Source organism: Streptomyces sp. NPDC002671 (assembly GCF_053592475.1).
In genome coordinates this window covers 17144-29865 of record NZ_JBSFVU010000052.1, presented here as the reverse complement: position 1 = coordinate 29865, position 12722 = coordinate 17144, and the positions used below count along the sequence as shown (strand labels likewise).

Genomic DNA, 12722 nt, shown 5'->3' with positions numbered 1-12722 from the left:
GTACCCGGGCGACATCGTGGAGTGGGCCGATCGGGAGGAGCCAGAGCAGTTGGGAACTATCACCGGCCAGATCGGCCAAACATGGCACCACCAGGGGCGGAGGCGTTCGGCTCGTACGGCGAGTGCGCGGACGCGGGCGCGCTGGAGGCCGAGCCCGGCGAGGAGTTCGCGGGCATGGGCCGCAAGGGTGGGGGTGTGGGCGGTCGGCTCGGGCAGGGTGCGGGTGCGGGCCGTTGGGCGGTGATCGCGCCGTTGCTGCCGCCCGTGGGCCGGGCCCGTGGGCGGTGGCGTGATCACCGGCAGGTGCTTGAGGGCATCGTGTTCAAGTTCCGCACCGGCCTGCCCTGGAGAGACCTGCCCGAGCGGTTCGGACCCTGGCAGGCCGTCCACGGACGGTTCGCCCGCTGGGCCGCCGACGGCGCCTTCGACCGCCTCCTGGCTACGGCCCAGAGTCGGGCGGAGGTGGACTGGCTGGTCGCGATCGACGCGGATGCCGAGTGGGAACGGCGGCCGTTCCTGCAGTCAGCACCTACGCGGTCGGCGGGGGAAGGAAGGTGAAACCGTGCAGACCCCGCGTGCTGCAGGCGACCAGGCCGAGATCGTTACCGCCGGTCCAGGAGCAGGTGAGCAACGGTGCCTCCGTACGCATCATCGTTGCGCGTCTGCATGTTGCCCTGTGCCAGACCTCGATGGTTCGTGGTGAGGACACGACGCTGATCCACACCCCGTCCGGAGAGATGGCGATGCTCTTCACCGGGCCCGAAGCGGTGCGGAAGGTTCCCGTGATGGTGCCCCGGGTCATGTCCAGGACGCAGACGGTCCCGTGCAGGTCTCCGCTGGCGAGCCAGATGCCGTCCGAGGCGATCGCCGTGCTCGTCACTGTGGCCGGGTGCCGGGCGATCCTGCGCGGCTTTCGAGATGCGACGTCCCAGACCTTGATCTGTGCGTCAGCACCGCCTGTCACGATCCAGCTGCCGTCCGGTGCCGAGGCCGCAGTGGTCACCTTCCCCCGGTGACCGGGCACGGCCAAAGACGTGTCCTCCGGAGCTCCGGGCGCCCAGAACATGACTCTGCCGTCCGCGGTACCGGCGGCGATCGTGCGGTCGGGCGTTACGGCGACGGCGGTGATCGTCGCTTCGTACCACTGGTACCGGTGCAGCCGCCCTCCTGACATGTCGAACAACCGTATGTGGGCGGTGCCGTTGCCCGGGGTCGTCCACGTTCCCTCCTCACACACGGCGATGAGCGTGCCATCCGGGGACAGGGCCGCGAACGGTTCGTAGCCGTGACGGAAGGGTTCGTTCCGATCGTAGAGCGGCAGCTCCGTCGCCCGGCCGGCGCCCGGCTCCACGGGAGGTCTTCGCACCGTCAGGTTCCCGACCGTGCTGATGACTGCGAGGTGCTCACCGCCTGCGGATGCGGAGGCACTGAGAGCGGATCGCGGAAACGCGACCCTACCGCCCTCCGACGGCACGGTGCGCGGTCTCTCGCCCCGTAGGTCCCACGTCCTGACCGTCCCGTCCGACCCCGCGGTCATGAACCAGGAGCCCGAATGGGCGAAGGCCACGTCGTTCACCGCTCCCAGGTGCCCGGTCGCGACGAGCTGGGAGCCGCTGCCGAAGGGTCGGATCTGAGTCGCTCCGGTAGGGCCCGCGATGGCGATGAGGTCGCCGTCGTCGGAAACGGCGAGAGCCGTCACCGGCCCGGCATCCACGATGCGTTGCGCGTCCCCGCCGTCCAGTGCCGGCACTGCACGATGGGTGGGACGGCGCACCAAGTACAGTCCGCGACTCGTGGACAGGACGACCCCGCGATTACGGGCCACGGCGACAGGACCGACATGGACTTCATCGGTGGAGACGGGGGTGCTGCGCCGGGACGTGCCGGTCATCCACCGCACCACCTCTACGTGGCAGGTGGAGAAGAAGTGAGAGCCGTCCGGGTGGAAGGAGATCCCTTTGATCGGCCACGCGTGGTGCTTGAGCTTTGCGGTGCAGGAGCCGTCATCCGGGTTCCAGGTTCTGAGCGTGCGATCCGCACTGCCGGTGACCAGCAGACTGTCGTCGGGGGAAAGTGCGAGAGCGGTCACCGCCTTGTCGTGGCCGGAGAATGTTCCCGCGCACGTCCAGGTCGCCGTCTCCCACTTCTTCGCGGTCCCATCCGCGCTCCCCGTCACCAGCCAGGAGCCGTCCGACGCTACGGAGATGGCAGCCACCCGGTCCGTGTGCGCCCGCACCGTGGCCAGACGACTCCAGGTACGTGTCTCCCACACGTGGAGGCTGCCGTCCGCACAGCCGCCGACCAGCCACGCGTCATCGGGGGCCACGGCGAGTGCGGTGACCGGACCGGGATGGACCAGCGAGCTGCGCAGGAGGCCATCGGTCAGGTCCGGTGGCTCCCACCGTTGCGCAAGCCCCGGTCCCGTCCGGTCGCGGACCAGCGCGGCGACCTGACCACGCCAGGCCGAGCGGTGTCCGAGCCTGCTGTAGAGGACGTGCTTCAGCGCGTGCTCGGGGATGGTGGGTGTGAGCAGGTGCGCGACGCGGGACAGCTCCCGGACACGTTGTGCTGCCTCGCGGGTGCCCAGCTGGGCGAGGTCGCTGTACGGCGCCACCGGGCCGCGCTGGTACAACCGGCGTTCGATCCACCGCAGATCCTGGGCGACCGTGCGGGCCAGTTCGGAACGGTCGGCAGCGATCAGGTGGGCGATCAAGTGATCGAGCGCGTAGCCGTACGGTGTTTCCCACCAGCTCGTCTCGGGCGACGGATCATCCGCCACCAGCGGTTCGGCCGGCGCCAGGTCCAGGGCCATGGCGCGCGTGAGCTTGCCGTGCACGAGGCTCAGTTGTCTGACGGTCAGTTGTCGCTGCAAGTAGTCACGGACGACGTCGTGCAGCGAGATGAATCCACTGCCTTCGCTGTGCAGGGTCAGCAGGGACAGGTTCGCCAGCGTGCGGATCAGCTCACGGGCGCGGCTCCCGTCGTGCTCCCCGTGCCAGAGGCGCGCGACCAGTGCGACCGGGATGCTTTCGTCTTCGGCGAACACGCCCAGTTCGATGAAACGCCGTGTGTCCTCGGGGGTGAGCAGACGCGTGGCAGCCTCCACGGTCGCCCGGACGGCCTTGCGTCGCTCCTTGGGGTCGTCGACATCGAGCGGGACCGTCGGATCGACGCCGACCGGACCGTGGGCCCGCAGCCGCTCCAGCACGTCGCGTGTCGCGTCCGCCGGGTCGGCCCCCGTCTCCAGGTCGGCGGCGATGAGGCGATTGGCCAGGCGGAGCAGGAGGGGCCATCCTCCCGTCACGGCGAGGATCAGCTCGGTCGTGGCCCGGGGCAGTTCCGGGAGTCCCCAGGTCAGCGCTGCGCGGGCTTGGTCGTCGGACATGGCGTCGACCCGTACTTGATGGGCGTCGCCGGGCAGGGCTTTGGGGACGCGGGTCGTGACCAGGCGTACGACGTCGCGTCCACCGTGCAGGAACGGCTCGAGCTGTTCCCGTTCCCAGATATCGTCCAGCACCAGCAGGGTCCGTGGCTGCTCGTCCAGGAGCCGGCCCAGGTGGGCCCCGGCCAGTCCGGGGTCGTCGAACGTGGTGGTGTCCCCAGTGACAAACCTGGTGACCTCGGCGACCTTGGCGGCCAGGGCCTCACGACCGCGCACCTCGCGCCCGATCGTCACAACGAAGATCCGTCCCCGGAACCATCTGCGGACCTTGGGGTCCGCGCACGCCATCTCGGCCAGCGTCGTCTTCCCGAATCCACCGGCTCCCCGCAGAGCAGTGGTGATGCCGATCGTCCCTTGTGCCCGCCGGCACAACGCCTGAATCACATCGAGGGACTCCGAGCGCGCGACCACCCACTCGGGTACGGGCGGCACCGCCGGTATCGGCGGCCCGGTCGGGGTCCACCGGCTCGTCAGCCGCTGGAGCAGGAGGCTCAGCAGCACCCCGACCACGGTGAGCAGCGCTCCCGCGGCCCAGGGATGCTCCCTCAGCACGTCCAGCAGCCCCGGCCAACGCTCCTGCGAGGACGCCTGGTTGGTTGCCAGACCCAGCAGCGTGACCACCACGGCGCTCGTCACGGCCAGGGCGAGTAGCCCCGCTGCCCGCAGCGTCATCGTTCTCAACCGCACCCCCCGATGCCGTCCCTCAGCAAAGGGGACGACCTGGCGTACCGAGGAGTTCCCCGTCGGTCGCACGGCCACACCTAGCGAGGGGGTGTCTTGTCGATCAATGGTTGCCGGCGGTGACCAGGAAGGCCGCTGGTCGGCCGCGGCCGTCCGGCTCACCGCCGAGGACCTGATCGCCTACCACGAGTGGAGCAGGAGAACCTTTGCCAAGGCACCAGCAGGGCTTCACGCCGCCTGGGACCTGATGCGCGACGCCGGCCTGCTGTCCGCGGCGTTGCCGTTGCGCCGGACCGTGGCACGCGGACAGCTATCCACGGCGGCCATGGTGGGCTGGCCGCCGCCGTGCCCCGTCCCCGAACCCCGGCGGAGGCTGCCGACCGATCGAGCACGGAGATGCGATGAAGGACTTCGCGGACCTCACCAACCCTCGGATGTACGAAGCCGCGCGGCGGGCAGCGGGGCCGGTCACGGTGAGCACATCGCCGGGCACGTTCAGGACTGCCGACCAGCCGACGGCGGGCTCGGCTCCCGGGACTGTGAGGGATGGTTCCGGTGCTGGGTCCGGGTGTATTTTCTTGGCCTCACAGCCCGGGTCATTGGCCCGTCTCACATGTTTTCGAGGTTGTCGGCAACGGTGGAGGTCGGGGTGTGGAGGATGGCGTCGAACGCCTCAAGGATGGGGGTGTGGAGGTATGCGCTTTGGATCCGGATGCGGTCGGGGCCCGGGGCAAGGTCGGCGTTTCCATGGGCCTCCTGCGGGCGTGCCTGGTGGAGATCGGCGATGCTGAGCCCGAGTTCGGCGTCGGCGAAGGCGGCTTCGATGCTTCCCGGCTCGGCCGGCTCCAGGGCGGTGGCGTCGATGGTGAAGCCGAAGGGTGTGTTCTCGTCGCGGGGCATGTCTGCGGTATGTCCGGTGGTGCTCGCCAGGCCGAGGGCGAAGTAATCATCGCCGAGCGTGCGGTGCAGGTGCTGTCCCATGGGAGCCCCGTGAGGTGCCCGTTGAAGGAGACCGGTGTCTTCTGGATGTGGGCGTTGTGAGCCGCCAGCACGACGCGGGTGCCGGGTGGGAAGCGGTCCAGGTGCCACAGGACCGACTGGGCCATGTAGACGTCGCGGGCTGAGGTGTCGGCGGTCAGCCCTTTGCCGGCGAAGAGGTCGGCCATGGCGCGGAAGGTGTAGTCGGCGTGGCAGGCGCCTTCGAGTCGGCGCACGGCGATGTCGTAGCTGTGCTGGTCGGCGCGGGAGACATACAGCGGTTCGACGGAGCGGAACCGGATGAGCAGGCGTGTCAGGGTCGCGCTGAGGGCGTCCTGTTCGGCGGTGGCCAGGCGTGCCCACGCGGGCGCGGCGACGGCCGCGGAGCCACCGGCGAACGATTCGGCGATCCGCATCGCCTCCTGGACGACCGGCAGGGTTTCGGGGTCGATCCGGCGAAGGTAGTCGGCGACCGGGGCCAGGGCGGGAAGCAAGGAACCACCGGCCGCCGGGATGTCGATGCCTATGAAGCGCACCGGTGTTGAGGCGGTATGGTTGTGCCGGCGTATCCAGCGCAGCGGCTCGTCGACTCCCACGGGGATCGTCCCGGCGAGGTGCGCCGACAGGTCGTCGTCCGTCCCCTCACCCTGGGCCCATGCGTCAAGGGGGAAGCCTTCGCTGAAGCCGTACTCGAAGGCCAGGACGGTGAATCCGCAGCGCTCGGCCAGGAACCGCAGGATGCGCTCGCGCATGGATGCGAACTCGTTGATGAAGTGGGAACTTTCGCCGATCGCGACGACACGTGCGTCGCCGATGATGGCGCGCAGCGGCTCCAGATCGTCGAGTGGTGCCTCGGGGTCGAGGTGGTCGAGGGGGACGGCGTGGGTGCGAAGCCAGTCGGCGAACGGGTTGTGGTGGGGCGAAGCAGGCATGCTGACAGCTCGATTCTCGGTGCTGGAATGGTGGATCGCGGATAGGGGAGCGGGTCACCGCGCAGGTCGTCCTGGGCCGGGTTCGTTCAACGGTCCGTGGCACTGGGGGTTGTTGGGTCCAGACGTTCCGTGTCCACGTGCGCGGGCGCCGCGTTCTCCAGGTCGTCGATGCTGCCGGACATGATCGTGCGGATGTGTTCGGTGATGTGCTGGAGCGGCCAGTCCCACCACGCCACGGCGAGGAGCCGGGCGATGTCCGCGGCGTCGTAGCGGGTGCGGATGAGCCGGGCGGGGTTGCCGCCGACGATGCCGTAGTCGGGGACGTCGCCGGTGACCACGGCGCCGGCGGCGATGATCGCGCCGTGCCCGATGCGTACGCCCGGCATGACCGTGGCGCCGTGGCCGAACCACACGTCGTTGCCGACGATGGTGTCGCCCCGGCCGGGCAGGTCGGTGATCAGGTCGAAGTGCTCCGCCCAGGAGCCCCCCATGGTGGGGAACGGGAAGGTGGAAGGACCGTCCATGCGGTGGTTGGCGCCGTTCATGATGAACCGGGTGCCCGTCCCCAGCGCGCAGTACTTGCCGATGACGAGCCGCTCGGGCCCGTAGTGGTACAGGACGTTGCGCGTCTCGAACGCGGTCGGGTCGTCCGGATCGTCGTAGTAGGTGAAGTCACCGACCTCGATCAGCGGCGACTTCACCAGCTGCTTGAGCAGAATCACGCGCGGGTGCTCGGGCATCGGGTGGAGCACGGTGGGGTCAGCGGGAATGGGCGGCATCGTGGAGGCGGTTCCTCTCCAGTGGGGGTGTGTCCCGGATACGGCAGAAACGGGCGATGGGATGATCTTGGTCTAGTGCGGGCTGTTCGCGGATGCCTCGTTCAAGGTGGTGACCGCACCTGGATCGGTGGCCCGTTGCGGGGCCGTGGAGCCTTCCGCAACCTTGGACCTCGCGAGCCACAGGCCGGTGAACACGGCGGTGGCCAGGGTGACGGCGCCGGCTGCGAGGAAGGCGTTGTTGAGGCCGGTCTCGAAGGAGGCGCCGTCGGCTTGCCGGGTGCGGACGATGGCTCCGAGTACCGCCACGCCGAGCACCGCGCCGATCTGGCGGGTGGTGCTGCTGATGCCTGAGGCGAGGCCGCCTTCCTGCGGGCTGACTGCCTGGATGGCGGCTCCCGTCAGTGGGGACATGGTCAGGGCGAAGCCGGTGCCGACGATTGCCAGCCGCCACCACACGTTCCCGTAGCCGGTGTCGGCGTGCACCGTGCCGAGCGCCAGCAGTCCCAGGCCGGCCAGGGCCAGGCCGGTGGTGACCACGATGCGGTAGCCGTTCCGGGCGGCGAGCCGGCCCGCGTACGGGCTGACGATCACCATGGCGAGGGACACCGGCAGGGTCTGCAGGCCGGCGCGCAGGACCGAGCTGCCCTGGACGTACACGAAGAACTGGGAGAAGAAGAACGACGAGCCCATGAGCGCGAACCCGACCACGACCATGGCGGTGTTGGACACGGTGAACAGGCGCTGCCGGAACAGCCGCAGCGGCAGCATCGGCGCGGAGCGGCGCGCTTCGACGGCGACGAAGGCGGCGAGGAGGATCACCGCGGCGGTGAAGCTGCCCAGGATCAGCGGCGAGGTCCAGCCGCGGGCACCGCCCTCGATCAGCCCGTAGGTCATCGTCCCCACACCCAGAACGGACAGCACCGTCCCCGGGACGTCGATCGCGGGGGCGCCGGGATTGCGGGTCTCTTCGAGGCTGCGCATACCGGCCAGCAGGAGGACCACGCCGATGGGCAGATTGACCAGGAAGATGGCGGGCCAGCCGAAAGCGTCCGTCAGCGCACCGCCGGCCACGGGTCCCGCGGCCAGGCCGATTCCGCTGAGTCCGGCCCACAGCCCGATCGCCTTGACGCGTTCCTGCGGCACGGGATAGGCGGCGGCGAGCAGCGCGAGCGAGGCCGGGCTCAGCGCGGCGGCCCCGATGCCCTGCAACACCCGGCCGGTGACCAGCCAGCCGAGCGAGGGCGCGAGGCTGCACAGCAGCGACGCGGCGGTGAACACCGCCACGCCGGTCAGGTACACCCGCTTGCGGCCGAACCGGTCGGCGAAGACACCGCCGGACAGCAGCAGCATGGCGACCAGCAGTACGTACGCGTCGACGATCCATTGCAGACCGGTCAGTTGAGTGTGCAGCCGGTGCTGCATATCGGGCAGCGCCGCCCCGACGATCGTGTTGTCGAGCAGGACCATGAACTGGCCCAGGCAGGTCACCGTGAGCAGCACGGCCCGGTGTGAACGACTGCCTACGGCCGCAGGCGAAGCCGCCATGGGGATTCCTCTCGATCGTTGGTCGCGCCCGGCCATGGCCGACGGGGCCGGTGGTGCACCTGAGCGCTTTAAAGCAGCCAGTGACTGCGTTAGGCGACTGTACGGGGCGTCACCCGTAAACGCAAGCAGCGGCTGCGTTAAGGTGGGGGCATGAACGAGAAGGAGCGGGCCCGGCGGCCCGGCGGGCGCAGCGCCCGCGTCGGCGCGCAGGTGCACCAGGCCGTCACCGAACTGATCAGCGAGCGCGGCTACGGCAACTTCACCGTCGGCGAGGTGGCGGCCCGCGCGGGCGTGGCTGACAGCAGCATCTACCGCCGGTGGGGCAGCCTGGAGACCCTGCTCAGCGAGGTGGCGCTCACCCGCCTCAATGCGCAGTCGCCGATGCCCGACACCGGGAGCCTGTCCGGCGACCTGCGCACGTACGCGGCCCAAGTGGCCCGCGAAATCACCGGACCCGACGGTCCGGCGGTGCTGCACCTGGCCGTCGCCCTGTCGAGCAGCGGTCAGCGGGGCCTGCAGGCCGGTGCCGACCTCCGCGCCGAACGCACCCGGCAACTGCAGTCCATGCTCGATCGCGCCCGCGACCGTGGCGAGCGCGCACCCGACGCGTTCGACGTGCTGGACCACATCCTGGCCCCGATGTATATCCGCGTCTTGTTCGGCATGGGGCTCACCCCGGACTACGTCGACGGGCTGGTCGACCGAATGCTGTGACCTCAACCCGGTCCCCGGGATCAGCCCTCGGACGCGGTGCCAAGGCTCCGTGCTCGCCGACACCCGCCCGGCCAGCTCAGGCATCCGGCCCTTGGCTGGCTCACGCGGCTTGGCTGAATCCGTCGGCTGGCGGGCCGTCGCCGCGGATCGGGGTGGAGTCGACGTTCAGGTGCGGGTCGTAGGCGTCGGGTTCGTCGGCGAGCTCATGGGTGGAGCATTCGCCGAAGCGACGGATGTGCTCGGTCAGGTACGGCGAGACCTGCGCCAGGTCCTCCGGGTCGACCTTCTATCCTTCGTCCTGCAACTGGCGGACGATCTCGGCGATGTCGGGGTGCCGGTAAGAACGCTGTCACCAACCGCAAACGACGAGTGTCACGTGCGGCGACGCGCGGCGGGGTCGCGTTCCGCGACGTGACGGGCGACCGCGTCGACTCCGGGACGGGCGTACCGCTCCAGGGAACGGACCGAGGAGTGGCGGGAGCGGGCCAGCAGCATTGGGGTTGAGGTACCGTCCTCGGCGTCGTGTGTCAGGGCACTGTGGCGTAGCCGGTGGAGTGTCCAGCCGTCCAGGTACTCGATGTCCTCAGGTGAGGCGAGGGGGTTGGCCAGCAACCGGGTGTTCTCCTCGAAGATCTCTTCGGCCCGGCGGTAGGAGAGCCGGGCCCGGCCGGTCTCGGGGCACACGTCCAATGTCGGCTTCCCGGCAGGAGCCTTGCGGTCGGTGAGGAACAGCGGGCCGCGGGCACGGCGGGCGATGAGGCGAGGCAGGAGTTGGGCGGTGCCGGACTGCCAGTGGATCCACTCCGTGGCCCCGCCCTTCGCGGTGATCTTCCCGCGTTTGTCCAGCGGGTACAGGTCTTCCACGTTCAGGCACAGCACCTCGTCGGCCCGTGCGGCGGACTCGTAGAGCATCTTCCAGCACGTCTTCTCCCGCAGGGCGACGTCCAGGCGCCACAGGGCGGTGAACTGGTTCTCGGCGAGGGCCTTGGTGCGGCCGGGCGGTGCCGGCCGCCGTTCGATGCCGATCGTCGGGTCGCAGCCGATCCAGCCCTGGCGCTGCCACCGGCCGATCACCTTGCGGGCGATGGACAGTTCGCGGTTGACGGTGTCGGCGTCCATCTCGTCCGCCCGCGCTGCCGCCAGTTCGGCCAGGGCCTCCGGCAGTGCCGGGTCGTCGATCGCGGTGACGGGAAAGACGGGCGGCTTTGCGCCCCGGCGGGCGGGTCCGGTCGGCGCGGGTTCGCCGGCGAGCATCCATCCCCATGTCGTCAGCGAGATCCGGTAGATCCGCGCGGAGGACTTCGCGATGCCCGCGCCGGTGAGGCAGCGCTCGACCGCCGCGGTGTACGACGCGGGCGGGGCGGACAGCGGCACGACCCGGGCGCGCGGCAGCCGGAGCGCGCCCCCGCTCCCGAGTTCGGTCACCGGTTCGATCGCCACGCCCGTCCCAACCCTTTCGGCGCTGCCGCAGTAAATGCGTACACCTCACCTGCGGCGGCCGGAGAGCCCGCCGCAGGTCGCGGCGATCACCGTAGAGGCTCCGCCGCAGTAAATCCGGCATTTACTGCGGCACCACACTTCTCGTAATAGCTACGTCGGACGATCGTGTAGCGCTGGTGACGCCCGGGGCTGAGGACATCGCCGTTGGCTCCGGGCGGCGGCGTCATGCCGGGTGGATGAGGCGGCTTTCGTAGGCGAAGATCACGGCCTGTATCCGGTCTCGGAGTTCGAGCTTTTGCAGGATTCGGCCCAGATGGGACTTCACGGTCGCCTCCGCGAGGTACAGGGTGGCCGCGATCTCGGTATTGGACAGGCCGCAGCCCACCTGGATGAGCACCTCACGTTCACGGCCGCTGAGCCGGCTCAGCCGCTCGTCGTGGTCGGCGCTGCTGCCGTCGGGGATGTGCGGGCGGAGGTTGTCCAGCAGGCGGCGGGTGATCCGCGGGGAGACGACCGCGTCGCCCGCGGCCACGCTGCGTATCGCGGTGAGCAATTCCTCGGGCCTGGTGTTTTTCAGCAGGAAGCCCGAGGCTCCGGCGTTGAGTCCGGCGAAGGCGTATTCGTCCAGGTCGAAGGTGGTGAGGATCAGCACTCTGCTCTGCGGGGAGATCCGGATGAGCTGCCGGGTGGCCTCGATCCCGTCGGTCCCGGGCATCCGGACGTCCATGAGGACGACATCGGGGCGCAACTCTCGGGCGAGGCGTATGGCCTGGATGCCGTCCGCGGCTTCGCCGACCGGTGCCATGTCGGGCTGGGCCTCCAGGACCGTGCTGAAGGCCATACGGAGCAGCGCTTCGTCGTCGGCGATCAGGATGCGGATCGTCATGCGGCCGCCGCTCCGCTGCTAGCGAGGACGAGGCGAGTATGGACTCCCCAGCCGCCGCCCGGAAGCGGTCCGGCCTGCAACTTCCCCCCGTAGGCGGCCGAGCGCTCGCGCATGCCTGGGATGCCGTGGCCGGATGGTGTGCCGCCGGGAAGTGGCGGGCAGGGGCCGCTGTCGGTGACGTCCACTGTGACGGTCTCGGTTGAGCACTGTATCCGGACCTTCGCATGTGTGCCGGTGGGTGTGTGCTTGAGGGTGTTGGTCAAGGCTTCCTGTACCAGGCGGTAGACGGTCAGTTGTGCGGTGGCGGGTATGTGGGTGTAGCCGCCCTGGACCTCGAGGCGGGTCGGCAGCCCGGCGGCGCACATCTGGTCGGCGAGGGTCTCCAGTTGTGCGATGCCGGGCAACGGGTGGCGCTGCGCGTCCGGTTCGTCGGTCCGCAGGATGCCCAACGAGCGCCGCATGTCGGTCAGAGCCTGCCGGCCCGTCTCGGAGATCTGGAGCATCGCGGTGGTGGCCTTGTCGGGCGACCGGTGCTGCGCGTAAACAGCGGCGTCGGTGAGCGCGACCATGACGGACAGGTTGTGGGTGACGATGTCGTGCATCTCCCGGGCGATACGTGTCCTTTCCTCGGCGACGGCCAGCCGCGCCTGCTGGTCTTGTTGTTGCTCCAGTCGTGCAGCCCGTTCCTCCAGGGCCGCGAGGTAGGCGCGCGTGGTCCGCACATTCACACCCAGGACGGCGGCGGCGACGACCATCGCGGTCACCGCGACGAAGGGGGTCAGGAATGCGCCTTCCGTCGCCCAGCGCAGGCAGGCCAGCAGGGCCCCGCCCTCCACGATGGCACCAGCGACAAGCGTGCCGCGCCGGCCCGAGTTCGCGGCCGCCGTGTAGAGAGCCACCAGCAAGGCGATGTCCGCCGGCAGTTGGACGTCCATCAGCCACTGGACGAAGGCCGCGGCCGCCACGGCGCCGAACACCGTGAGCGGTGCCCGGCGCCGCCACACCAGGGGCAGCGCAAGGGCCGTGGTGAGGGCCACGGCCACCGGGAGCTCTTGCGACACGCGCGTGGTCATGATGTTGAGCAGGAGCAGCGCCGGCAGCAGCGAGTCCCACACTATGGGCGGCAGCCGGAGGCCCCAGCGCCGGGCGGCTCTCACCAGTCGTGCCGCTCGTGGGAGGCCAGGTCGGCGTACCTCGTCATCCGTACGGCTGTCCTCGTCCGCCGCACGCGGTTCCGGTAGCGCACCGGGTGGGCATTGCCGGGCTCTGCGGCCGCCTCGGTCATCACACGTCCCTGTCGGTTCAGCGTCATAGTGGCCCCAGTC

Annotated in this window: 9 protein-coding genes and 3 pseudogenes; 2 read left to right on the top strand and 10 right to left on the bottom strand. The window is 69.8% G+C overall.

From position 1 onward, the window contains the following. Positions 1-216 (bottom strand): annotated as a pseudogene (locus tag ACWD35_RS40215) (hypothetical protein); the annotation flags it as partial. Between ACWD35_RS40215 and ACWD35_RS40210 the strand changes: the two are divergent. Then, a pseudogene (locus ACWD35_RS40210) lies at positions 175-489 on the top strand (transposase); the annotation flags it as partial. The pseudogenes ACWD35_RS40215 and ACWD35_RS40210 overlap by 42 nt on opposite strands. A gap of 40 nt (positions 490-529) precedes the next feature. Here the strand turns inward: ACWD35_RS40210 and ACWD35_RS40205 are convergent. The 5 genes and pseudogenes from ACWD35_RS40205 to ACWD35_RS40185 form a co-directional block, all read right to left on the bottom strand. Next, entirely contained in the window at positions 530-4114 is a 3585-nt protein-coding gene (locus ACWD35_RS40205) for an NB-ARC domain-containing protein (protein WP_451356308.1), read from the bottom strand. A gap of 618 nt (positions 4115-4732) precedes the next feature. Then, positions 4733-5104, bottom strand: a complete 372-nt coding sequence (locus ACWD35_RS40200) for an erythromycin esterase family protein (RefSeq protein WP_451356310.1) — start codon at positions 5102-5104, stop codon at positions 4733-4735. Between the two features lie 74 nt (positions 5105-5178). Further along, a pseudogene (locus tag ACWD35_RS40195) lies at positions 5179-5853 on the bottom strand (erythromycin esterase family protein); the annotation flags it as partial. A gap of 266 nt (positions 5854-6119) precedes the next feature. Continuing rightward, positions 6120-6812 carry a CatB-related O-acetyltransferase gene (locus ACWD35_RS40190; RefSeq protein ID WP_451356307.1) on the bottom strand — a complete coding sequence of 231 codons (693 nt, stop codon included), beginning with the start codon at positions 6810-6812 and terminating at the stop codon, positions 6120-6122. A 72-nt stretch (positions 6813-6884) separates the two neighbouring features. Further along, a complete protein-coding gene (locus ACWD35_RS40185) occupies positions 6885-8357 on the bottom strand; it encodes an MFS transporter (protein ID WP_451356306.1) in 1473 nt (490 codons plus the stop codon). Between the two features lie 150 nt (positions 8358-8507). Between ACWD35_RS40185 and ACWD35_RS40180 the strand changes: the two genes are divergently transcribed. After that, positions 8508-9071 (top strand): TetR/AcrR family transcriptional regulator, encoded by a 564-nt coding sequence (locus ACWD35_RS40180; protein WP_451356305.1) that lies wholly within the window; start codon positions 8508-8510, stop codon positions 9069-9071. Between the two features lie 372 nt (positions 9072-9443). On the opposite strand, the gene ACWD35_RS40175 is transcribed toward ACWD35_RS40180, so the two are convergent. The 4 genes from ACWD35_RS40175 to ACWD35_RS40160 form a co-directional block, all read right to left on the bottom strand. After that, complete coding sequence (locus ACWD35_RS40175; protein WP_451356304.1) at positions 9444-10511, bottom strand: tyrosine-type recombinase/integrase; 1068 nt, start codon at positions 10509-10511, stop codon at positions 9444-9446. 223 nt (positions 10512-10734) lie between these two features. Next, a complete protein-coding gene (locus ACWD35_RS40170; protein ID WP_451356303.1) occupies positions 10735-11397 on the bottom strand; it encodes a response regulator in 663 nt (220 codons plus the stop codon). Next, positions 11394-12554: a sensor histidine kinase gene (locus ACWD35_RS40165; protein WP_451356302.1), complete on the bottom strand. Its 1161-nt coding sequence runs from the start codon at positions 12552-12554 to the stop codon at positions 11394-11396. The genes ACWD35_RS40170 and ACWD35_RS40165 overlap by 4 nt, the downstream gene beginning before the upstream one ends. Next, complete coding sequence (locus ACWD35_RS40160; protein ID WP_451356301.1) at positions 12551-12682, bottom strand: hypothetical protein; 132 nt, start codon at positions 12680-12682, stop codon at positions 12551-12553. Before ACWD35_RS40160 ends, ACWD35_RS40165 begins: the two co-directional genes overlap by 4 nt. Between the last annotated feature and the right edge of the window lie 40 nt (positions 12683-12722).